Annotated in this window: 21 protein-coding genes; 13 read left to right on the top strand and 8 right to left on the bottom strand. The window is 42.4% G+C overall.

Annotated features, from left to right (window positions below):
* Positions 1–51: 51 nt before the first annotated feature.
* From apcA to DACSA_RS14925, 3 genes are all read left to right on the top strand, one after another.
* Positions 52–537, top strand: coding sequence for an allophycocyanin subunit alpha (gene apcA / locus DACSA_RS14935; RefSeq protein WP_015230548.1), 486 nt, complete (start codon positions 52–54; stop codon positions 535–537).
* An 82-nt stretch (positions 538–619) separates the two neighbouring features.
* Positions 620–1,105, top strand: a complete 486-nt coding sequence (apcB, locus tag DACSA_RS14930; protein WP_015230547.1) for an allophycocyanin subunit beta — start codon at positions 620–622, stop codon at positions 1,103–1,105.
* A 180-nt stretch (positions 1,106–1,285) separates the two neighbouring features.
* The gene (locus DACSA_RS14925; protein WP_015230546.1) at positions 1,286–1,489 is read left to right on the top strand and encodes a phycobilisome linker polypeptide; all 204 of its coding nucleotides are present in this window, start codon (positions 1,286–1,288) and stop codon (positions 1,487–1,489) included.
* Between the two features lie 426 nt (positions 1,490–1,915).
* Here DACSA_RS14925 and DACSA_RS14920 read toward each other — a convergent pair whose 3' ends face one another.
* The gene (locus DACSA_RS14920) at positions 1,916–2,257 is read right to left on the bottom strand and encodes a DEP domain-containing protein (protein ID WP_041235522.1); all 342 of its coding nucleotides are present in this window, start codon (positions 2,255–2,257) and stop codon (positions 1,916–1,918) included.
* Positions 2,258–2,290: 33 nt separating this feature from the next.
* Between DACSA_RS14920 and DACSA_RS20970 the strand changes: the two genes are divergently transcribed.
* Complete coding sequence (locus DACSA_RS20970; protein ID WP_051017334.1) at positions 2,291–2,677, top strand: hypothetical protein; 387 nt, start codon at positions 2,291–2,293, stop codon at positions 2,675–2,677.
* Between the two features lie 195 nt (positions 2,678–2,872).
* Here the strand turns inward: DACSA_RS20970 and DACSA_RS14910 are convergent, their stop codons facing one another.
* Both DACSA_RS14910 and DACSA_RS14905 read right to left on the bottom strand, forming a co-directional pair.
* Positions 2,873–3,085 carry a hypothetical protein gene (locus tag DACSA_RS14910; protein ID WP_198007579.1) on the bottom strand — a complete coding sequence of 71 codons (213 nt, stop codon included), beginning with the start codon at positions 3,083–3,085 and terminating at the stop codon, positions 2,873–2,875.
* Positions 3,086–3,107: 22 nt separating this feature from the next.
* Positions 3,108–5,264: a polyribonucleotide nucleotidyltransferase gene (locus DACSA_RS14905; RefSeq protein ID WP_015230544.1), complete on the bottom strand. Its 2,157-nt coding sequence runs from the start codon at positions 5,262–5,264 to the stop codon at positions 3,108–3,110.
* 222 nt (positions 5,265–5,486) lie between these two features.
* Here DACSA_RS14905 and DACSA_RS14900 point away from each other — a divergent pair, with 222 nt between their 5' ends.
* The 4 genes from DACSA_RS14900 to DACSA_RS14885 all read left to right on the top strand — a co-directional run bounded on the left by DACSA_RS14900 (position 5,487) and on the right by DACSA_RS14885 (position 11,896).
* A complete protein-coding gene (locus tag DACSA_RS14900; RefSeq protein WP_015230543.1) occupies positions 5,487–9,461 on the top strand; it encodes an SNF2-related protein in 3,975 nt (1,324 codons plus the stop codon).
* A gap of 32 nt (positions 9,462–9,493) precedes the next feature.
* Entirely contained in the window at positions 9,494–9,961 is a 468-nt protein-coding gene (locus DACSA_RS14895; RefSeq protein WP_015230542.1) for a phosphate-starvation-inducible PsiE family protein, read from the top strand.
* Positions 9,962–10,067: 106 nt separating this feature from the next.
* Positions 10,068–11,420 carry a 3-phosphoshikimate 1-carboxyvinyltransferase gene (gene aroA, locus DACSA_RS14890; RefSeq protein ID WP_015230541.1) on the top strand — a complete coding sequence of 451 codons (1,353 nt, stop codon included), beginning with the start codon at positions 10,068–10,070 and terminating at the stop codon, positions 11,418–11,420.
* 113 nt (positions 11,421–11,533) lie between these two features.
* Positions 11,534–11,896 (top strand): four helix bundle protein, encoded by a 363-nt coding sequence (locus tag DACSA_RS14885; protein WP_015230540.1) that lies wholly within the window; start codon positions 11,534–11,536, stop codon positions 11,894–11,896.
* 117 nt (positions 11,897–12,013) lie between these two features.
* Here DACSA_RS14885 and DACSA_RS14880 read toward each other — a convergent pair whose 3' ends face one another.
* Positions 12,014–14,044 carry a cation:proton antiporter domain-containing protein gene (locus tag DACSA_RS14880; RefSeq protein ID WP_015230539.1) on the bottom strand — a complete coding sequence of 677 codons (2,031 nt, stop codon included), beginning with the start codon at positions 14,042–14,044 and terminating at the stop codon, positions 12,014–12,016.
* A gap of 452 nt (positions 14,045–14,496) precedes the next feature.
* Positions 14,497–14,676 carry a hypothetical protein gene (locus DACSA_RS14875; protein ID WP_015230538.1) on the bottom strand — a complete coding sequence of 60 codons (180 nt, stop codon included), beginning with the start codon at positions 14,674–14,676 and terminating at the stop codon, positions 14,497–14,499.
* Positions 14,677–14,771: 95 nt separating this feature from the next.
* Here DACSA_RS14875 and DACSA_RS14870 point away from each other — a divergent pair, with 95 nt between their 5' ends.
* Positions 14,772–14,972 carry a hypothetical protein gene (locus DACSA_RS14870; protein WP_015230537.1) on the top strand — a complete coding sequence of 67 codons (201 nt, stop codon included), beginning with the start codon at positions 14,772–14,774 and terminating at the stop codon, positions 14,970–14,972.
* On the opposite strand, the gene DACSA_RS14865 is transcribed toward DACSA_RS14870, so the two are convergent.
* Entirely contained in the window at positions 14,969–15,838 is an 870-nt protein-coding gene (locus DACSA_RS14865) for a fructosamine kinase family protein (RefSeq protein WP_015230536.1), read from the bottom strand. The genes DACSA_RS14870 and DACSA_RS14865 overlap by 4 nt on opposite strands.
* Positions 15,839–15,982: 144 nt before the next feature.
* Here DACSA_RS14865 and dxs point away from each other — a divergent pair, with 144 nt between their 5' ends.
* The 3 genes from dxs to mltA all read left to right on the top strand — a co-directional run bounded on the left by dxs (position 15,983) and on the right by mltA (position 19,392).
* Positions 15,983–17,896 (top strand): 1-deoxy-D-xylulose-5-phosphate synthase, encoded by a 1,914-nt coding sequence (dxs, locus tag DACSA_RS14860; protein ID WP_015230535.1) that lies wholly within the window; start codon positions 15,983–15,985, stop codon positions 17,894–17,896.
* 90 nt (positions 17,897–17,986) lie between these two features.
* Positions 17,987–18,238: a hypothetical protein gene (locus DACSA_RS14855; RefSeq protein WP_015230534.1), complete on the top strand. Its 252-nt coding sequence runs from the start codon at positions 17,987–17,989 to the stop codon at positions 18,236–18,238.
* Positions 18,239–18,255: 17 nt separating this feature from the next.
* A complete protein-coding gene (gene mltA, locus DACSA_RS14850) occupies positions 18,256–19,392 on the top strand; it encodes an MltA domain-containing protein (protein WP_041235927.1) in 1,137 nt (378 codons plus the stop codon).
* 648 nt (positions 19,393–20,040) lie between these two features.
* Here the strand turns inward: mltA and trpS are convergent.
* Together trpS and DACSA_RS23125 are read right to left on the bottom strand one after the other, a co-directional pair.
* On the bottom strand, positions 20,041–21,051 hold the full coding sequence (trpS, locus tag DACSA_RS14845; protein WP_015230532.1) for a tryptophan--tRNA ligase: 1,011 nt from the start codon (positions 21,049–21,051) through the stop codon (positions 20,041–20,043).
* 605 nt (positions 21,052–21,656) lie between these two features.
* Complete coding sequence (locus DACSA_RS23125; protein ID WP_456297639.1) at positions 21,657–21,776, bottom strand: hypothetical protein; 120 nt, start codon at positions 21,774–21,776, stop codon at positions 21,657–21,659.
* 219 nt (positions 21,777–21,995) lie between these two features.
* Between DACSA_RS23125 and DACSA_RS14840 the strand changes: the two genes are divergently transcribed.
* The gene (locus DACSA_RS14840) at positions 21,996–23,594 is read left to right on the top strand and encodes a hypothetical protein (RefSeq protein WP_015230531.1); all 1,599 of its coding nucleotides are present in this window, start codon (positions 21,996–21,998) and stop codon (positions 23,592–23,594) included.
* Positions 23,595–23,655: the final 61 nt, after the last annotated feature.

The raw sequence follows: 23,655 nt of genomic DNA, 5'->3' as shown, positions 1-23,655 counted from the left end.
ACACCAGCCTAAACTCAAAATCAAAACTTATCCGTTGGAGGATTTTAAAACATGAGTATCGTCACGAAGTCCATCGTGAATGCTGATGCTGAGGCCCGTTACCTCAGCCCTGGCGAATTAGACCGTATTAAAGCCTTTGTTGAAGGTGGAGATCAACGCCTCCGCATTGCTCAAACTCTCACTGGCGCTCGTGAGCGTATCGTTAAGCAAGCTGGCGACCAACTTTTCCAAAAACGTCCTGATGTGGTTTCTCCTGGCGGTAACGCTTATGGTGAAGAAATGACTGCGACTTGCTTACGAGATATGGATTATTACCTCCGTCTCGTGACTTATGGTGTCGTTGCTGGTGATGTCACTCCGATTGAAGAAATTGGTTTAGTAGGCGTTCGGGAAATGTACAACTCTCTCGGTACTCCTGTTAACGCAGTTGCGGAAAGTGTCCGTTGCATGAAAGATGTGGCTTGCTCCATGATGTCTGCTGAAGATGCTGGCGAGGCGGCTTCCTACTTCGATTATGTCATCGGCGCTATGCAGTAAACCGTTGCGGTTTCTGTTCTCCATTGATTTTTTTAATCAAACACTATTCTCTATAAACTGAACTTAGGAAAGGAAAATAACAATGCAAGACGCAATTACCTCTGTCATTAACTCTGCTGACGTTCAAGGAAAATACCTTGATGATGTTGCCATGGAAAAGCTCAAAGGCTATTTCCAAACGGGTCAACTGCGAGTTCGTGCTGCTAATATCATTAGTGCTAACGCTGCGACCATCGTCAAAGAAGCGGTTGCGAAATCTTTACTCTATTCCGACATTACCCGTCCTGGCGGTAATATGTACACTACCCGTCGTTATGCTGCTTGCATTCGCGACTTAGACTATTATCTCCGTTACTCTACCTACGCGATGCTCGCAGGTGATCCTTCTATTCTCGATGAGCGTGTTCTCAATGGCTTAAAAGAAACCTATAACTCTTTAGGTGTTCCTATTAACGCCACTGTCCAAGCGATTCAAGCGATGAAAGAAGTAACCGCAGGTCTCGTTGGCCCTGATGCGGGTAAAGAAATGGGTGTTTATTTCGATTACATCTGCTCTGGCTTAAGCTAACTCGGAAACCGTCTGAGAGAATAAATCCATGATGACTTCAGTTCGGGTAGTGGCGAGTGAGTGCTAGGAGGTTCAAGACTTATCAAAAATTAAGGATAGGTTTTAATGATCTAGTATTGACTGGCTCACTCCCGAACTAAGTGTGTTTAAAGGAATCATAATTTTGGGAGTTAATCACCAATGAGAATGTTTAAAATAACCGCTTGTGTTCCCAGTCAAACTCGGATTCGCACACAGCGTGAGTTACAAAATACTTACTTTACCAAGCTCGTTCCCTACGAAAACTGGTTTACTGAACAGCAACGCATTATGAAAATGGGCGGCAAAATTGTCAAAGTTCAGTTAGCGACTGGAAAACCAGGAACAAATACTGGTTTAGTTTAATTACCATCGAAAAGTTAATCCGCTCGTTAAAAGCTAGACATTAATTGACATAGTCCGATTTTTGTTGACCTAGAAAGGTACGAGCGTGCAGACTCAGCCTTTAACAAACCTGTAACAAGGTAGGCTACCTTCATTTCGTCATCACACCTCTCGGTGAACGCCAGCCGTGAGCTTCTGTGGTCTGTGATTAAACTAAGTACCGATGCTTTATAAGGTCGTGTTACAGATGTAAAAAGCGATTTGAAGTTTGTCGAGGCACACTTTACTGAGAAATCAGATTGGCTTAAGAAGCCGTTTAGGAAAGGGAGATGGGCTAAGACCCATTTCCCTTTCCACTAAAAAGTAAAGCTAAGTCAAAAAATGTACAATAATTTATCTACTAGGAGTTTACCCCTATCCTCAGTATGGATTTAAGGGGATTTTCGGCTATTCGTCGAGGTGGAAGCGGTAGAGGACATCTCCATCTTGAAAGGAGTTTGTATTGTGAGTGAGTGAGGAAAGCCAATTCTCTTTGATTAAACGTTCTCCCACTCGAATTGCGTCGTTGCGACTAATTTTAAGGTGTTGTTGCAACCAATTTAAACCTTCTCGTCCAGAAAAGCAATTACGGAAGGTTCTGAAGCCTCTACGCCTCATTTTCATGGGAACACCGTTTTCGCCACGCATTTTAAAGGCCAGTTGATTCAGGTCAATGGTAGAGATAAAATCCGAGAAGTATTGATTTTGATGCGGTGCTAATCGTTTGGCTTCTGAGCTTTCATACCACAAGGTTAAGCGATCGCCCTCTTCTATAATTAGGGGTTGCTGAAAAAGTCCATTGGTTGGTTAAGTAAGGCAAAAGGCAAGAGGCAAGAGGCAAGAGGCAAGAGGCAAAAGGCAAGAGGCAAGAGGCAAAAGGCAAGAGGCAAGAGGCAAGAGGCAAGAGGCAAGAGGCAAGAGGCAAGAGGCAAAAGGCAAGAGGCAAAAGGCAAGAGGCAAGAGGCAAAAGGCAAGAGGCAAAAGGCAAGAGGCAAAAGGCAAGAGGCAAAAGGCAAAAGGCAAGAGGCAAAAGGCAAGAGGCAAAAGGCAAGAGGCAAAAGGCAAAAGGCAAGAGGCAAAAGGCAAGAGGCAAGTAGGCAAGTAGGTTGGGTGAAGTTTACGAAACCCAACACCAATCAGCAAGTTGCCTCTTGCCTTAGGGTTGATTGATCGGTAGGAGTTCAAGGTTTTGATGCAAGGTGTGTGACGATTGAACAATCAATGAACTTGCATTTTTATCTGAACTGAATCGCCTCAAATCCTTATTTGGTAAGACTTTCAGTTTTCTTGACTCAAGCTATAATTAGGGCTTGAGTCAAGAAAGCTAAAACTCGCGTACCATCTGGTTTTAATGCTCTTAAATCCTCAAAAAAGTGCAAGGGAGAAATGGGAGACAAGGGAGCAATTTTTCTTCCCCATCTCCCCCATCTTCCCCATCTCCCCCATCTTCCCCATCTTCCCCATCTCCCCCATCTTCCCCATCTTCCCCATCTTCCCCATCTTCCCCATCTTCCCCATCTTCCCCATCTTCCCCATCTCCCCCATCTTCCCCATCTCCCCCCATCTTGCCTCTTGCATGCAAGCCTTCGTGAACGATCAGTTATTCGCTTTCAACGGCAACACGGGCGGCGGCAGCTTCATCAGGATGGATATTAAGGCGAGTGAGGTTTAAACGTCCCTTATTATCAATTTCCCGCACTTTCACGACGATTTCATCATCCACAGCCACTTCGTCTTCGACTTTACCGACACGGTATTCCGCAAGCTGAGAAATGTGAATCATGCCTTCTTTGCCAGGCATTAACTCTACAAACGCACCGATCGGGATGATACGGGTAACACGACCAACGCAGACATCTCCCTCGCTAATTTTACGAGTTAAGCCTTTAACGTGATTCAAAGCCGCGATCGCGCTATCTCGATCGGGGGCAGAAATTGTCATCGCGCCACTGTCTTCAATGTCAACTTTAGCGCCCGTTTGTTCCGTAATATTCTTGATGGTTTTACCCCCAGGACCGATCACTAAACCAATCATATCAGGATCAATTCTGTAATTAATCAGATGCGGTGCAAACGGCGATAACTCTGATTTCGGCTTATCAATGGTTGCCAGCATTTTCTCCAAGATATGCAACCGCGCGGGGAGTGCTTGTTCAATGGCTTGACGCACCACATCCAAACTGAGTCCCGTAATTTTCATATCCATCTGTAACGCCGTAATGCCGCTATCAGTTCCCGCTACTTTAAAGTCCATATCACCGAGGAAATCTTCAATTCCTTGAATGTCGGTTAAAACGCGAACTTCGTCCTCTTCCTTAATCAAACCCATCGCCGCGCCACTGACGGGTTTGGTGAGAGGAACACCCGCATCCATCAACGCTAACGTCGATCCACACACCGATCCCATAGAAGTCGAACCGTTGGAAGAAAGCACCTCCGACACCACTCGTAACACATAAGGGAAATCCTCTTTAGAAGGTAAAATTGGCATGATTGCCCGTTCTGCTAAAGCCCCATGACCAATTTCCCGTCGTCCGGGCGATCGTAGCGGTTTCGTTTCTCCTACAGAATAGGGCGGAAAATTATAATGATGGAGATAACGCTTTTCATCATTGGGATGGAGTTCATCGGCTAAATCTTGGGCATCTCCTGGCGTTCCCAACGTGGCTAAAGACAGCACTTGTGTTAAACCGCGACGAAATAAACCACTACCATGAACTCGTTTCGGTAGTACATCCACATCACAACTCACGGGACGCACCTGATCCAGTTTCCGTCCATCCACACGCACCCCATCTTCAATAATTTGGCGACGCATGAGATGGCGAGTGACCTCTTTAAATACTTTACCAATGGCTTTCGGGTCTTCTGTCACCGTGACTCGTAACGGATCATCTTCAGGGAGTGCCTCGATCGCGCTTTCAATTTCTGTTTCCTTAATCTCATCTAACAGTTCATCCCGTCCTTTCTTATCGAGATCAAACTGTTGTAACACCTTCTTAATCGGTTCAGTTGCCTTAGACTTAATAAACTCTTCTAATGTCGGATCAACGGCGGGTGGTTCTTCCGTTGCGATGCTAATCCCTTGTTCCTTCATTAACTGCTTTTGGGCTTCAATTAAATCTCGAACCGCCTCATAACCGAACTCAATGGCTTCGATGACATCTTGTTCGGGTAGCTGATTCGCACCCGCTTCCACCATGACCACGCCATCTGGCGTTCCAGCGACCACTAAATCTAAATCACCATTTTTTATTTCATCATAGGTGGGGTTAATAATAAAATCATCTCCCACTAAACCGACACGCACACCTGCCATTGGGCCATAAAACGGAATCCCCGCGCAGATTACCGCAAAAGAAGCGCCTGTTACTGCCAAAACATCGGGAGGAACTAACTCATCCATTGATAACGTTGTCGCTACGACTTGAATATCATCCCGTATCCATTGAGGAAATAAAGGACGTAGCGGTCGATCGATCAAACGACTGGTTAAAGTGACTTTTTCAGGAGGACGACCTTCTCGACGCAAAAAACCGCCTGGGATACGACCAGCCGCGTAAAGTCTTTCCTCATAATCCACAATTAGAGGTAAAAAATCCATTCCTTCCCGTCCACGACTACGAGTAGCCGTGACTAATACCGAAGTGTCTCCACATTCAATTAAAACCGAACCGCCGGCTTGGGGTGCGAACCGTCCCACCTTAAGCCGAATATCCCGACCATCAAAGGATATTGACTGTTCAAATTCCATCATTATCGTTTCTTTTCCTTGACTATGCTATTATGCTCTTTCTCTGTGGCAATGCTAACACTGTTGTTTGTTATTTGTTTCAGACGGGGATTGAAACCTGTCGTGGAACGTCTCTCCATTTTTCGCGGTAAGGTGGGAGATACGAATTAATACAGATGTCTGAGGAAGGTTTAAAGGCATCTGTTGTGTTGTTTATGATTAATTTTAAGTTGGGATAAATTTGGAATGACAAAGTTACACGGAATTTGGCTGTCATCATCACAAGAACAGACGTTTTTTATTTGGGGAGAAACTTGGCGGAGTTGTGAAGGAATCTTAAAACCAGACCTTCCCCAAGATCATCCCTTTCTCCTCAGTGAAAGTGAACTGAGTAATCTGTTAGTCCAACAGCAAATTTCCCGTGACCAACTCACGAATTACAGCAGCCAATCTTTGACGCTTCCAACGGAAGAAATTAAGAAAAAATCTGTCCTTCCTCTTTTGTCGCAACAGACTCCCCAATCGCCAGAAAAGGTGTCTTTTCAAACTTGGCAGGTTTGGGGATATCGTCTCCCCATTGCGTCGCTTTTTCCGTTGTTATCCACTACCACAGAAAGCGATAGTATCAAATTTTGGTCACATCTTTTCCGTTGGAGTGATCAACTGTTAGCTCGATCGAAGCTGTTACCACAATTGGAGGTTCAACCTCAAGGAAAAGCCATAACCGCTTGGCAGCCTTTATTTGATGCTCCCATAGATCAAGAACGTTTACAAACTTTTGCCCAACATATCCCAGAAAGTTGTCGTTCTTACAACTTTAACCTTTCCCCAGAAGCGATCGTTATCGACTTTCTCAGCGCTGTTATCAATACCCGTATTCGTGACAGTTCTACTCCTGCTTTTCCTCCCGTTACCACTCCTCTTCTCAAACAATGGTTTCTGGCGCTTTCTAGCGATGATTCCAGTTTCTCCACAGATGAAGTCAGTTTGCGTCGTTTAGAAAAGGCGTTAAAAATTTGGATCGCACCAGTAGAAAATTATTTAGGGAAAAATTACCTCGAAACGATCGTTCATAAACCCTTTCGTCCTTGTTTTCGTTTGCTTCCCCCTTCTGAAAGTAACGAAAATTGGTATCTAGAATATGGCTTACAATCTCGTGACGATGAAGAGAACTTTCTCGACGCAGAAACGATCTGGAATACCGCCACAGATGAAATCATAAAAGACGGGAAGACAATCAAGCAACCTCAAGAAACCTTACTACAAGGATTAGGGTTAGCGTTGCGATTATATCCCACCATCCACGACAGTTTACAACATTCTACACCCACTGGTTGTTCCCTTGATCCGATTCAAGCCTATGAGTTTATTCGCGCGAGTGCCTGGCGTTTATCAGAAAATGGCTTTGGTGTCATTTTACCCCCTGGTTTAGCCCCTGGAAGCGGAGAAAGACGTTTAGGGGTGAAGGTGAAAGCACAAGCGCCTAAAAAAGGGCAAAAACTGGGGCTACAGAGTTTATTAAATTATAAGTGGGAGTTAGCCGTTGATGAGGAAACCCTCTCTCCTCAAGAATTTAAGCAGTTATTAGATCAACAATCTCCTCTAGTGGAAGTCAATGGCAAATGGTTAGCTTTACAACCCAGTGATGTGAAAGCGGCGCAAACCTTACTCAAGGGTAGCGATGCGGAAATGAATCTTTCTGTGGAAGATGCGGTGAGACTTACCAGTGGGGAAAGTCAGACGATGGGAAAACTTCCGATTGTGGATTTTGAAGCCTCTGGTGCGCTGCAAGAATTGATTACAAATTTAAGTGGGAATCAATCTTTAACCCCTGTTGCAACTCCTCAAGACTTCTGCGGTGATTTACGTCCCTATCAAGCGCGAGGCGTTAGCTGGCTGGCGTTTTTACAAAAATGGGGTTTAGGGGGATGTTTAGCGGATGATATGGGTTTAGGAAAATGTGTTTCTCCTGAGACTCTGATTTTTCTGAATGGTAATTTATGGACGGCGGAAAAAATTTGGGAGGAATTTGGTATTGAAACCATTGAGGATGGGGAAGGGGTTTGGGCGCAACCTTCTCAATCTTTGTGGGTGAATTCGATCGATCATTCTACTAACAAAATTGTTCCCGCTTTAATTACTCGACTGTATCGGCAGCAGGTTCAGGAAAAGTTACGCAAAATTCGCTTACAAGATGGGGAAACCATCACCATTACTCAACAACATAAATTATTAACTTCTCAAGGATGGACGAATCAGTTACAAGTGGGAGATTATGTGGCAGTTCCTGCTAAGTATTCTTGGGAAGGAAAATCAGTTGATCTGGAATTAGTCGAGTTGATCGCTTGGCAAATGGCTAAGGAACTATCTTTGAACTCTCAGGATCAAGTAATTCCAAACTTAATTATGAATGCTGACTTAGAAGGAGTGAGTTACTTTCTGTGTCACTATTTTAAGGCTAAAGGTTCAGTAAATGAGGAAACAGGAAGTATAGAATTTGCGAGTGATTCTTTGATGGTAATGAAACAACTCTCGGTGTTACTAAAACGTTTTGGTATCTGGCTAAAAGTGTCTCAACAACCAAATTGTGTAACTGATGGTGGAAATCGTGAGAGAACATATTATGCGGGAAGTTTTGCTGGCAACTCAGCAAGAATTTTGAGTCGTTATCTGGGTTGGGAAACCGAAAATCAAAGCAATCAAAGTTCTCAATTTGAAGAAGCATCTGTTTCTACTCTGGTGAAGGAAAGGGAAGAACAATTATTTTACTCTCGAATTGAATCAATTGAGGAAATCAATTATGAGGGTTGGGTTTATGATTTTGAAATCGCCGAACATCATAACTTTATCGCTAATAATATCATCTGTCACAATACAATCCAGACGATCGCGCTACTGTTACATCTTAAGGAAAAAGAGGAACTAAATGCGCCAACTCTCTTGGTTTGTCCAACTTCAGTTTTAGGAAATTGGGAACGAGAAGTGGCAAAGTTTTCTCGTAATTTTTCCAGTCTGGTTCATCATGGAGAGAAACGAAAAAAAGGGAAACCATTTGTTAAACAAGTTCAAGGCTATGATTTAGTTATTACCAGCTATGCCTTAGCACAAAGAGACGCAACGACTCTGAAAAATGTGTCATGGGAAGCGGTGATTTTAGATGAAGCACAAAACATTAAAAATCCGCAAGCGAAACAGTCGAAAGCGGTGCGAGAATTAGAGGCAAATTTTCGGATTGCTTTAACGGGAACTCCGTTAGAAAATCGTTTGTCGGAATTATGGTCGATTCTTGATTTTTTGAACCCTGGTTATTTAGGATCACAACAATTTTTTCAACGGCGCTTTGCGACTCCCATTGAGAAATATAACGATCGAGATTCTTTACAAACGCTACGTTCTTTAGTTCAACCGTTTATTTTACGACGGGTAAAAACCGATCGAACAATCATCCAAGATTTACCCGAAAAACAGGAGATGAATGTTTATTGTGGATTATCCCAAGAACAAGCGCAATTGTATCAGGAGATTGTCGAGAAAGCATTAAAAGACATTGAAGCGGCGGAAGGAATTAAACGTCACGGTAAGATTTTAACCCTGTTGGTGAAACTGAAACAGTTATGCAATCATCCTGCTTTATTACAGAAGGAAAAACAGTTGATTACACCGCAACGATCGGGTAAATTATTACGATTAACTGAGATGTTGGAAGAGTTAACCGCAGAAAACGATCGAGCTTTAATTTTTACTCAATTTGCAGAATGGGGAAAACAACTTAAAGCCTATTTAGAACAACATTTTCACTGCAATATTCCCTTCCTTTATGGTGCGACTCGTAAACAACAACGAGAAGCAATGGTGGATCAATTTCAAAATGATCCCGATGCACCTCCGATTTTTATTCTTTCCATTAAAGCAGGTGGAACAGGATTAAACTTAACTCGCGCCAATCATGTGTTTCATGTCGATCGTTGGTGGAATCCAGCCGTAGAAAATCAAGCCACCGATCGGGCATTTCGCATTGGACAAAAACAAAATGTACAGGTGCATAAATTTATTTGTACGGGAACATTAGAAGAGCGCATTAATGAGATGATAGAGAGTAAGAAACAGTTAGCTGAACAAACCGTTGATGCAGGTGAAGATTGGTTAACCCAATTGGATACTGAACAATTACGAGATTTAGTGTTGCTTGATCGTCAAGCGGTGATGGACAGTGATCAGTAATCAGTTACCCAAATATCAAAGAAAAAAATCTTATGAAAAAACCACGAAAGATCACCCGAATTTTAAAACGATTATGGCAAGAAGATGAACGGTTTTTACAAATCACTGAATCCGTAGAAACAGTGGTGTCTAAGGTGTTAACAATTGCTTTGTTAATCGTGATTATTGTCGCTTTGATTGACCTGGTTTTCGTTTTAGCAAGACTGTTATTTACTTCGCCACCGTCAGGATTTTTTAATGAAACCCTTTTAGAAATATTTGGTTTATTCCTGAATATCTTAATTGCTTTAGAATTGCTAGATAACATCACCGCTTATTTACGAAAACATATCTTTCAAGTGGAGTTAGTGATTGCCACTTCCCTGATTGCTGTCGCACGAAAGATTATTATTTTCGACTTAAAAAAATACTCCAACACGGATTTAATTTCGCTAGCTGTCGCTATTTTTGCCCTGTCAATTAGTTATTGGCTGGTGCGTCGTCTGAATAAAGATAACTAATGGTATAACTCGAAAAATTGATTTAGAACATTTTTCATAAAATGCTAAAATAGAGCTTGATCTGGTCGCCATAGGTCAGAGTTTATTAATTATTCTTACTAAAAATATGTCGGATTCTATCATTACGATTAAATCAGTTGCTTCTCAGCAACAATTAGTGATTGAACGCCCAAATCAGGGGTTAACCCTACAAGGAAATTTAACCGTCCCTGGAGACAAATCAATTTCTCATCGTGCGTTGATGTTTGGGGCGATCGCGCAGGGAGAAACGCGCATTCAAGGGTTATTATTAGGGGAAGACCCTCTCAGTACCGCTCACTGTTTAAGAGCCATGGGAGCAGAAATTTCAGACTTAAATTCCCAAGAGGTAGTTGTAGAAGGCATTGGCTTAGGTAACATCCAAGAACCAACGGCGGTACTAGATGCTGGCAATTCAGGAACAACCGTCCGTTTGATGTTGGGGTTACTCGCTTCTCACCCCGATCGGTTTTTTGTCATCAGTGGCGATGATTCGCTTCGATCGCGTCCCATGTCTCGTGTCGTTCTGCCCTTGATGCAAATGGGGGCAGAAATCTGGGGGAGACAAAACAATTCTCGCGCTCCCTTAGCAGTTCAAGGCAAAACCCTAAAAGGGATTGAATATTGTTCTCCCATTGCCTCGGCACAAGTCAAATCTTGTATTTTGCTGGCGGGACTGAATGCAGAAGGCAATACGACCGTTATTGAACCCGCAATTTCTAGAGACCACAGCGAACGAATGTTAAAAGCATTTGGTGCAAAAATTAGCACAGATGCAGAAACAAAATCAGTGACGATTCAAGGCGGATCAACGCTCACAGGAAGAGACGTTTTTATTCCTGGGGATATTAGTTCCGCTGCTTTTTGGTTGGTGGCTGCAATTATTGTTCCCGACTCAGAATTAGTGATTGAAAATGTTGGGATTAATCCCACCCGTACTGGCATTTTAGAAGCGTTAAACCGAATGGATGCTGAGATTTCGATCGAAAATCGACAGGTAATTGCAGGAGAACCGATCGCAAATTTACGGGTGCGTTCTTGTCAGTTAAAAGGCGCAGAAATTGGTGGTCAGTTAATTCCCAGACTAATTGATGAGATTCCAATTTTAGCAGTGGCGGCGATTTTTGCTCAGGGGAAAACAGTGATTAAAGATGCAGAAGAATTACGGGTGAAAGAGAGCGATCGGATCGCTGTCATGGCTTCCCAATTAAGTAAAATGGGCGCAAATGTAACCGAACGCCCAGATGGTTTAGAAATCATTGGTAAGGGGAACTTAATCGGAACAGAAATTGAAGCCTACAATGATCATCGGGTGGCGATGAGTTGCGCGATCGCGGCTTTAATGGCAAAAGGAAAAACGACAATTAATGGCGCACAAGCTGCTTCAATTTCTTACCCAGATTTCTTTGAGACCTTAGAACAGATTTGTCAGATTAATTAGGCTCTTTTACAGTCAGCATGATAAATTAATAGTTAAAGTCGAGGCAAAAGGCAAAAGGCTTGCATGCAAAAGGCAAAAGTGTTAAAGTATTTTTTTATTTTAAAGATTTCAAGATGTCAGAGATCAAAGACTTTAAGGATTTAATAATTTGGCAAAAAGGTATGGAAATTGCTGAACAATGTTATTTTGTGACCAAAAAATTTCCAAAAGAGGAACTATATGGGATGGTTTTACAAGTTAGAAAATCATCATCATCCATACCAGCAAATATATCTGAAGGTTATGGAAGAAGAGCTTCGGGAGATTATAAGCGTTTTTTAAACATAGCCCAAGGTTCTGTAAATGAAACAGAAACTCATCTTCTTTTATCCGCAAGAGTAGGCTTATGTACACTTAAAGATATGGAAATAATTATTAACAACTTAAAAGAAGAAACTAGAATGATTTCTGCTCTTATCAAAAAATTAAATTATTAAATACTTTTGCCTCTTGCCTCTTGCCTCTTGCCTTTTACCTCTTACCTCTTACCTCTTACCTCTTACCTCTTACCTCTTACCTCTTGCCTTTTGCCTCTTGCCTTTTGCCTCTTGCCTTTAATTATTAAACTGGGGTTCTGCTACCAACACTAATGATCCTTGAGAATCAGCAACAATTTTTGTTGTAATGTTACTCACTGCTAATCCTCCCGCCGTTTGACGACGTAACGCCCTTAAAACTGTTAAATCATAATCTTGAGAAACCTGTACAATTGCTTTCGGAATACTCTCATTAATCATGGTTTGAATATGAATGGGAAGACGGAAATTGTGCCAAAGTAACCACTCTTTCAATGTTGCTTCAAATCGTTCCATTTCTGCAGCAGATTCTTCCCAGGGAACAACATGAAGCAGTGTAATTTTTGCCTGATTGGTTTGTGCTAATAATTGTGCAAATTCGATCGTGCGCCAACTGGGAGGACTTAAATTTTCTACAGGAACTAAAATGTTATGAATCTCTGTTGGTGCTTGGGTCAAACTCATTACCACCACTGGACAATGAGCCGACCAAAAAACATCATCAATGGTACTTCCTAAAAAGCGCTGTTTGAGTGTGGTTGGACTCCAACCCATCACCACCCAAGTCGCATTTTGTTCTCTAGCAGTGCGAGTAATTCCTTGAGCAATTTTATCGTCTAATCGTAATAGCGGAATGGTGCTGATATTTAATTCATTTCCTAATTGTTCAGTATGCTTTAATAAAGATTCTGCTTCTCGTACATCTTGAGTAGCACCCATCCCATCCAGAACAACTTTTAAGCAGATAATTTTTCCGTCTCCTTGACGAGCTAATAACGCTGCCATTTCGATTAAATATGTTTCTGTATTCGGATTAGAAACAGACACCAAAACGCGAGAAGGAGGATAAGTAACAAAGGTTTTAGGAATAGTAGGAACAGTAAGGTTTGGGTTACGAGGAGGAGATTGTAATTGACGACCAAAGCGTTGCGTGAGAATCGGTCCAACAATTGCTGTCACTAACATTAAAACAATTACAGCATTAAATTGCGCTCGATCTAATAGTCCTTGATTTAATCCTGCTAATGCAGTGGCAAGAGTGGCGGCGACTTGTGGTAAGGATAATGACCACATGGTTAAGCCTTCGGTATAACTGAATTTATACAACCACTGCGCGATCGTGGCGGCTAATCCTTTACTTAAGAATAATCCTCCCACTAAAGCGGCGGTTAATGCTAAGTTAGTGGTGAGAGTTTCTCGCAAACTCGATAAGTCTAATAGTAATCCCATGCCCACAAAAAAGAAGGGAATAAAAAGCGTGCTACCGACAAAAGTAACCTTTTCCTCAACTGGACTTCTTCCCACCACATCATTCACCGCTAAACCAGCAAGAAATGCCCCAACAATTTTGTCAACATTGATAATTTGCGCTCCCACAGAAGCGAGAAATACAGCTAACAATACAAAGAGAAACTGATTGCTTTCTTCGTCTCCAGTGCGGCGAAAATAGTATTTTCCACTCCAATCTAAGCCAAATAAAACCAGAATTGAATAGGCAAATAAAGCAAATAATTGTAAGGCGAGACTGGCTGCGGAAAAGTCTCCCTGATGAATCGACAAACAGATCGCTAACACCAATAAAGAGGTAATATCTGTAAAAATCGTTGCTCCGATCGTGGCGACGATCGCGGGTTTTTTTTCGACACCTAAACTGGTGACAATGGGATACCCTAATAAAGTATGGGAAGCCATTAAAGACCCCATTAAAACCGCTGCATTGATACCATAACCAAAAATCGAACCGATAATGATTCCTGTCAGAATCGGTAAGACAAATGTAAGCATCCCGAAGCCAATTGCTTTCCCTTTTGCTTTGCGAAATTCATTGAGATCAATTTCCAGTCCCGCGACAAACATCAGGTAAATTTTTCCCACATCAGAAAGCAGTTTCATCGTTTCTGATTCCGCATCTAGTAATCCTAATCCGTCTGAACCCAAAGCAATTCCCGCGACAATTAATCCCACTAATCCTGGTAGTTTGAAACGCTCAAAAATCGGTGGTACAGTCAGCACAACCAGTAATAAAATTGTGAAGGAAAATAATGGACTCTCGATGATATTTAGCCACATGGAAATAATTAATGATTCATTCATTCTGAATTATAAGCGACACCGTACCATAGATTAAAGTCTAGGCTTATTCCGCTAATTGATTGGATATTTCTATGAATTGAGCAACTTTACAGTTCTTAATGAAAAAATTTGAGCGCAAATATTGACGAGATTGCGCCGTTTCAGGTATGATACTAAAAACGAAAATCCAGGGGCAGTCTGTTTAAATTGCAAAATTGGGAGTTAAAACCTGCATCACTGCGTTTTAAGAGCGAGAAACTTGTCAAGTTTTTAGAGGACAAGTCGTATGTATTTTTGTTGCAAAACGAGAAGAAGTGTTAAGAGGGGTTGACAGCGAGAAGGAAATGTGTAGTAGGAAAGAACAACAGTTTGATTACTATCATCTTTCTCATCATTATAACTGAATTATGCCGCCGCTCAATCAGGAAAACTCGATCGAAGCGAGAGGATTACCATCGCTGACGACGCGCCACTTTCGAGAGAAGCAGAAAGACGATCGCGGCGATAAATGAGAGATAGATGATCCCCCCAGGGATAAAGGTTAAAATCCCAATGCCCCGTAGGAGATAGAGAGCGATCGTGAGAACGAGAAAACCCACCATTAAACCTGAGAATAAATTACTGTACATGGTTCTTCCTGTGATCATACGCTCGATCGAGCTTAAGTTAAGCTGTGATTAGAACACCGACTGTAAACGGACATCAACATTAAGAGAGGAGTCCCATGCAAACCCAAATCAACTGTGCGGAAGCCTGTGTTAACGGCTGCGTTCTCGGCAATCAATGTCCTCATAAAGAATACGCGGCCCAAGCCTCAAAATTCATTAATAATACATCCCTCGACCAAATGTTAGACATGGCAGAAGAAGCCGTGAAAAAGAAACGAGAAGAACCCCCGAAATGGGTGATTCCAGAGGATATTTAATCTTTGAATAATCGATCGAGCATTCGACCCGCTTGGGAACCATAACCCCCACCAAAGAGATTAAAGTGGTTAAGGATGTGATAAAGATTATAAAGGTCTTTGCGCCGTTGATAACCTGCATCCAGTTCCCAAGTTGCCCTATAGCCTTGATAAAACGACGCTGGGAAGCCACCAAACAATTCAGTCATCGCAATATCCACTTCTCGATCGCCATAATAAGTTGCTGGGTCAAGAATGACTGGTTCTCCCGCTTCCGTGACAGCAGCATTCCCTCCCCACAAATCACCATGTACCAGCGACGGTTGGGGATGATGGTCACCTAGAATCGATCGCACCCTCTCCACCACCTTTTTGACATCAGGATAATTTGCGCCGCGTCGTTTCGCGAGACGAACTTGATAACCAATGCGATGTTCCGCGAAAAAATCCGCCCAACTGTCCATCCAATGATTAATTTGAGGAGTCGAACCGATCGTATTATTGCGATGCCAACCAAACTGTTCCGCGATACCCTGATAGTGCATCAACGCCAACTGTTCACCCATCGTTTCCCAAACCTGCGAACCGCCACCGCGTCCCAACTCTAACAACTCCATCACAATATAAGCAGAATCTGCTGTTGTTCCCCAACAAATCGGTTGTGGGACGCGAATCGTTCGCGTTTCATACATTTCCTTTAATCCCAACGCTTCCGCCACAAACATTTCATACTCAGAAGCGCGGTTCAGCTTCACAAAATAGCTTTCCGTCCCATCCGTCACCGCATAACTCTGACTAATTGATCCACCGCCAACGGAACGACGATCTTTAATTTCAAACGGCTTTCCCGTTGCGTGGGAAATTTGTTTTGCGATTTCTGTCCACATAACTCTCACATTTAATCACAATCATCGTTAAACGAACATGATATTGCAATTTGCAACAACGATAAAGAAACAGTGGGTATAAATCCTTTACAGTAGAGATATTAGGCAAAACCAAACGGTAGCACTTGGAAAACAAAGCAACCTATGCACATTAGCGAAATCACCCATCCCAACCAATTGCACGGGTTATCCGTTCGTCAACTGGAAACCATTGCCCGACAAATTCGGGAAAAACATTTAGAAACCGTTTCCACCAGTGGCGGACATCTCGGACCTGGTTTAGGAGTTGTGGAATTAACCCTCGGATTATATCAAACCCTTGATTTAGATCGTGATAAAGTCATCTGGGATGTGGGACACCAAGCATATCCCCACAAATTAATTACAGGACGATATCATCGCTTTGACACCCTCCGCCAAAAAGATGGCATTGCTGGTTATCTCAAACGCTGTGAAAGTCAATTTGATCATTTCGGTGCTGGTCATGCTTCCACAAGCATTTCTGCTGGTTTAGGAATGGCGTTAGCCCGAGATGCCAAAGGAGAAAACTTCAAAGTGGTTTCCATTATTGGTGATGGCGCTTTAACGGGAGGCATGGCGCTAGAAGCAATTAATCACGCGGGACATATTCCTGATACAAATTTAATGGTGGTTCTCAATGATAACGAGATGTCCATTTCTCCCAACGTGGGGGCGATTTCTCGCTATCTCAATAAAGTCCGTCTCTCGCCACCGATGCAATTTTTAACCGACAATTTAGAAGAACAATTTAAACATCTTCCCTTCTTTGGTGAGTCTTTAACCCCAGAGATGGAACGGATGAAAGAAGGAATGAAACGGTTAGCTGTTCCGAAAGTGGGTGCGGTAATTGAAGAATTAGGCTTTAAGTATTTTGGTCCCATTGATGGACATAACTTAACCGAGTTGATTCATACTTTCCAACAGGCACATCAAGTCCCCGGACCCGTGTTAGTTCATGTGGCGACAACGAAAGGAAAAGGCTATAGTATCGCAGAAAAAGATCAGGTGGGTTATCATGCCCAAAGTGCTTTTAATATCGCCACTGGAAAAGCCCAACCTTCTAGCAAACCGAAGCCTCCGAAATACTGTAAAGTCTTTGCCCATACCCTAACGCAACTTGCCGAAAACAATCCCAAAATCATCGGCATTACCGCAGCCATGGCGACGGGAACGGGTTTGGATAAACTGCAACAAAAACTTCCAGATCAATATGTGGATGTTGGCATCGCGGAACAACACGCAGTAACTCTCGCCGCTGGTTTAGCTTGTGAAGGGATGCGTCCTGTGGCAGCAATTTACTCGACGTTCCTCCAACGGGCTTATGATCAGATTATCCATGATGTTTGTATCCAAAACTTACCAGTGTTTTTCTGTTTAGACCGCGCTGGCATTGTTGGCGCTGATGGTCCCACTCATCAGGGAATGTATGATATTGCTTATTTGCGATGTCTTCCCAATATGGTGATTATGGCCCCCAAAGATGAGGCGGAATTACAACGGATGACGGTGACGGGAGTTAATTACACAGACGGACCGATCGCGATGCGTTATCCTCGGGGTAATGGCATTGGTGTTCCTCTCATGGAAGAAGGTTGGGACCCTGTTGAAATTGGCAAAGGTGAAATCCTCCGTAACGGTGATGATGTGCTAGTTTTAGGCTATGGCGCAATGGTGCCAACCGCATTACAAGCCGCAGAAATTCTCAGTGAACATGGCATCGAAGCGACGGTGGTTAATGCCCGTTTTGTGAAGCCGTTAGATACGGAGTTAATCTTTCCTCTCGCCAAACAAATTGGGCGTGTGGTGACGTTAGAAGAAGGTTGCTTGATGGGTGGCTTCGGTTCGGCGGTGACGGAAGCATTTATGGATCATAATCTTCTTGTACCCGTGAAACGGTTTGGTGTTCCCGACCAATTGGTAGATCATGCGAAACCAGAAGAAGCAAAAGCAGATTTAGGGTTAAGCAGTTCTCAAATTGCAGAACAGGTTTTAGCCGCCTTCTTTCAGCAGGAAAAAACCCCTTCCGTTGTGGTGTAACTCGATCGATTGATTAATTTGAAAGAGGCGTTCTCGGGAACGTCTCTTTATTTTATGATTAGGTAGCGATTTGATGTTGGAGTGATTTTTATGCCACGCACCCCTGATGAGTATGCGGTTTATTTATTTTTAAGTAGTGGTCATCGTGAAGAGGTACGATTTCCCACGATTCAAGAGTTTCAAAAATGGTACAAGGGAGAGTTAAAACCGAATGGGGAATCCCATGATTTTATTAGTGTTCCCATTAAAAATATTCAGGGGGAATATATGGTAGTGCGTCCGTCGAGTATTGTTGCGATTAGAGTCGAACCTTTATTTGCGGGTAGTGTGGAACGGTTTTAAGGAGAAGATAAAAGATGATACGTTCTTTGACAGTGACGCTTTCGGTGATGGTGGGATTGCTTTTTTCTGGTTCAACGGCGGCTTTGGCTTTTCCTTTGGTTAAGGTGTCTTCGCAACAGTTACCGCCAGAGTTAGGACTTGAGAAACGGTTAGACTCCCCTGAAGAGAAACAAGCGCTGATTGAGGCGATTAATCATAGTTTACGTTATTTGCAGACACCGAGCGCCAGAAGAGCCTATCATAATCAAGATATCGAGATCGATCGCGCTTTACAATCTTTACTTCGCTTCCGTCAGTTAGTTCGCACCTCTCCCACCCCAGAAGCACTAGCAACGGCGGTAAAACAGGAATTTGCTTTTTATCGATCGCTCGGTAATGATGGAGAGGGAAAGGTTCATTTTACAGGCTATTTTGAACCCGTTTATGAAGCGAGTCTCACGCGGACGGAAAAATACCGTTATCCCATTTATCAACGTCCTCCCAACTTTCAACAGTGGTCATCTCCTCATCCCACTCGCGCCACATTAGAGGGAATTAACGGAGAGGGGGAAAATAGCCCCTTAAAGGGGAGGGAAATTGCCTGGTTGTCCGATAGATTGCAAGCGTTTTTAATCCACGTCCAAGGGTCTGCTAGGCTAAAATTACGAAATGGAAAAACGATCTCGATCGGGTACGCGGGAAAAACCGATCATCCGTACACGAGTATCGGTGGCGAATTAATCCGTGATGGGATTTTAGAACGAGAAGAGCTTTCCTTACCGCGTTTAATCACTTATTTTCGTCAGCATCCCGCACAATTAAGCCGTTACTTACCTCGAAATAAAAGTTTTGTCTTCTTTCGGAAAACAGAAGGCGCACCAGCAACAGGGAGTTTAGGCGTTCCTGTCACTGGGGAACGCAGCATCGCTACCGATAAATCAATTATGCCACGAGGGGCGCTGGCATTACTTCATACAAAGTTTCCCCAAATCACAGAGGCGGATCAAATTGAAACTCCTCTCGTCAGTCACTATGTGTTAGATCAAGATACGGGCAGCGCGATTACAGGTGCGGGACGAGTTGATATTTTTATGGGAACAGGGGAAAGCGCTGGTCGTCGTGCGGGAATTGTGGATTGGACGGGACAGCTTTATTATCTCTTCTTGAAGAATTGACGCTCTCCCATTAAATCAAAGATTATAATGGGAGATTCTTGCTTCTAACTACTGAACCAAGTTCAGCAGACGACCAACCTTAAAACATCCACAAACTCGCTGCTTCAGTCCCAGTGGGTCAATCTCCACAAGCGTAGATTATCCTGTTTGGATCCGCCCGATCCTACAGTTTTTAAGTATTTTTGCTTTTTACTGGTACACTCGTTAAAGTGCTAACGTTTTTATAGAGGTTTTTCGCACCTCTTGTTGATACCTTAAGCGCACCTTTTAGGCTCTAGGAGTCTTAACAATCCACCACCTTTGGGATTCAAACCAATTTTAGAAAATTGTAACTTATTGACCGCAATTCATCAACCCATCAAATCAAATCTTCGACAAGCTCAGATGCCGATTATGATGGGAGTCTTCTTGCGGATTTAGATAAAAAGTAGGTTGGGTGGAGGGAAACGAAACCCAACACCAATTAGTCATTAGTCATTAGGTAGAGACGTTCCATGGAACGTCTGTACATTAGTCATTGGAAAACAAAGGACAAAAATGTAGGTTGGGTGGAGGGAAACGAAACCCAACACCAATTCTAAGCAATTACCCAAACTTGATTATGATCAGTAATCAGTAATTAGTAATCAGTAATTACAATCTACTTGATTAAAAAGGAGGTAAATAACCCAACGCATTTTTAACCCGTGAAAGCGTTTCTTGAGCGATCGAACTTGCTTTTTCTTGTCCCTCTTTTAAAATTGAATCAAGATAACCTTTCTCCGTCATTAACTCTTGATACTTTTCTTGTATCGGACGTAAGGCTTCGATCGTGGTTTCTGTTAGTAAAGGCTTAAATTGTCCCCATCCCATATCCTGACATTCCGCTGCGACTGTCTCTTTCGTTTTTCCCGATAGCAACAAATAAAGACTTAATAAATTATTGCATTCAGGACGATCGGGATCATCAAAGGTTAACCCTCTAATCGGATCAGTTTTACAACGTTTAATTTTCTTCTCAATCTCGTCAGGTGAATCAAGTAAATTAATCCGACTCATCTCCGAGGGATCAGACTTCGACATTTTTTTCGTCCCATCAATTAAACTCATTACCCGCGCTCCTTCATTGCGAATCAAAGGAGTGGGAAGTTTCAAAACGGGTTGATCTTTCTTCCCAAACTGATCATTCATCCGTAGCGCAATGTTGCGAGTTAGTTCTAAATGTTGTTTTTGGTCTTCTCCCACAGGCACTTTATCTGCATCATAAAGCAGAATGTCCGCTGCCATCAAAACGGGATAATCTAATAAACCTGTGCTGACATTTTCCCCTTGTTTAACGGCCTTTTCTTTAAACTGAATCATTCGTTCTAACCAGTTTAAAGGGGTGACACAATTTAATAACCACGCCAGTTCACTGTGAGCGGTAACATGAGATTGAACAAAAATTGTGGAGTCATTTAAGTCAATTCCACAAGCTAGATATAACGCCGCGATCGTATAAGTATCTTGAGCGAGAGTTTCAGGATTGTGAGGAACTGTAATCGCATGAAGATCGACCACGCAAAAAAAGTTTTCATAGTCTTTTTGTGTTTCTACCCAGTTACGAATCGCACCTAAATAATTTCCGAGATGAAGATTTCCAGTGGGTTGAACTCCTGAGAGGATGCGCTGTTTAGGCATAAGATTTTTTGTTGTTATTAATTCTTTTTTCCAGACTATATTTTATCTTGCATTCTGAGAAGACTCCCAACCTAAGTCGGGTTTAGGAGTCGGGAATCGAGTGACCAGTGATCAGTGACCAATGTAGAGACGTTCCATGGAACGTCTCCCAGTGACTAGTGAACAAATAACAAATAACGAATAACGAATAACGGTTCAAAGTGTTATGCTAGAGGTTAGGTTTGTTTAAGCTGATTTCTTGGACGCATAAATTCGTGAATCTGTCAACCCTTCGTTACAAACCTTACGATTCCTTTACAAAAATCAATGCGAGTTGTGGTCAAAAAACTTGACAAGATTTAAATGATCGCAACGAAAAATCAGGCAATTGAAAGGGCTAAATCAATAAAAAGACAGAACATCCCGTGGGATTATTGTTTTTTACAGCATACCTGAAAGGGCGCATTCTCGTCAATATTTTGGTGACAAGGAAACTCGTTAAGAAATGTAACTCTGGTTTTGTATATAAAAAATTAATTGATGTTCAAGCAGATGATAAGTTTAACTAATCCTGAAAACCCTCCCCTTCTAGAGAAAGGGAGGTAGCGCCAATCAGTTAGCAAGATTCAACTGAGGTTGAGAAGGGAAAGTGTCAGATTTCCCGTCAGAATCACGATCGGCACAGAATTCATGCTTTTTACCTGTCGAATTTTACTGCACAATTCATAACCATTTAATATGGGCATCACTAAATCTAGAAAAATCAAATCAGGCTTTTTTCGATAACAACCGATAGAGCATTCATCGGATTGGTAATTCCAGTAAATTGATGTCCAGTTTCCGTAATGAATGCTTCGAGAATCTTTAAAGTTTAAGGACACAAGATTTACAAAGAATTGGGTTGAAGATGCGGCAAAGATGACAAAATAGAGAGATGATTCCGTTGTTTGTTGTTGTGTAAGCTGATGTCCCCTCTTTCTAATTCAGATTCTCCCTATAAAAGTCGGGTTTTAAACTTTATCAATCGTCAATACTTGCGTTTGGGCGATCGCGCTCAAACGGGGTTAAGAAAACTCCAAATGGCTACGGTTTGGGGAATACAAATTATCGCCTATCCGATTTATTTGTTGGTGCAAACATCAACACAGTTAGGGAAGGAATTAAAATCGAAAACAGTAAAGCTGCTTTCTCCAGCCGATGAGGAAAAAACTTCTTCTGTGGGAAGCCAACCCACCACAGTTGTTTTAAGTAGCATTCGACCTTGGTTGAAAAATACCCATTATCAATTGTTTCCTCTCCCTCAATCTCCCCGCAGTTTTTGGGAAAGATTACAAGTTTGGCGGAAACCTTCTCCTGATGAAGAAACACAGCCTAAATTTAAGTTTCCTTCTCCTTCTCAAAAAACTGGCTTCCTCAGTAAAATTCCTGTTTTCTCAGCAACATCTGGAATCGAAGAAAATTATCTGATTCAGGGAGTTGCTACCTATCTAGAAACAGGAGAGTTAGTGTTAGTGACGACTGAAAATCAGGTAATTGACTTGTTATCAGAAGCGCAACAAGCGCAACTGAAAGAACGGATGAAAGTTGTTTTAGAATGTTATGAGAATATACAACAACCTTGGTGGTGGCGTATTTCAGCGCAAGGAAAACCAGCGGGTTTGAATCCTTTATCTTGGCTTGCCAAGCTGATGATTTGGGTGCAAAAAAGTTCCTTAGCCAAACGGTTAAATTGGTTTCAAGAATCACAGTTGAGTTTTAGAAGTGGTTATGAAGAAATCTCCCAAACTCCTCCCGTCAAGCCAAAATTAGGAATCATAGAAAAACTCGATGTCGCGAAGCGACCGCTCTTCGAGCATCGCGCTCTCGCGGGTTGGGAAAATAGTCAACTTGCTCCTGTGATTAAACAGATTAGAAAGCAAACTGATGCTCCCAATAATCCGATCATGAACTTGATTCGATCGGCGGTGGATTACTTTTATGGGAGAACATCACAAAAAAGCTTAAAAGGAGAAACGAATCCGAACGAAAGCTCTGCTTCTCCTTCTCTTCCCCAACCAATTTCTAACTTAGTTCAAGGAACGAAAACTATAATTCATCCTGTGAGTAAGGGGAAAGGAAAGGTAGATTCCGAAACAGGAGAGGTGACAGAATTCGATCAGATTAAAAACTTAATTCAAGTCGCGATCGAACATTTTTTTGGCAACTCAACCGATCGGATTCCTTCCCTAGCTGAAGAAATAGAATCGAACAATGAGCCTTGGTTAACAAAAACCGATGTCTTTGCGAGTAACGCTTCTCCCAAAGCATTAACACCAGCAACCGCAACCAATCAAGATTTTTCGACAGCGATCGCCTATGAATTAACGGGTGAGGTTTCTATCAGCGAGGAATCAGAAAAGACAGGTGAGGAATGGCAAACTGAAGCGATTCCAATGGGATACGAAAAGCACATTTTAACCCAAATTTTAGAAGCGCTCGATCGCGTTTTAGCTTGGTTAGAAGGGAAACTGATTAAAATTTGGCAACGCTTGAAAGCAATGTTTAACCGCAATTCCCAATCGTAGGGACGTTCCTTCTACAGGAGATATGTTAAAGTCTTAATTAAAGAAAGTTCTGAATTGAGGA

The sequence above is a fragment of the Dactylococcopsis salina PCC 8305 genome (assembly GCF_000317615.1).
GTDB lineage: Bacteria > Cyanobacteriota > Cyanobacteriia > Cyanobacteriales > Rubidibacteraceae > Halothece > Halothece salina.
The sequence above is the reverse complement of the archived record's forward strand: the minus strand, read 5'-3'. Positions and strand labels throughout refer to the sequence as shown.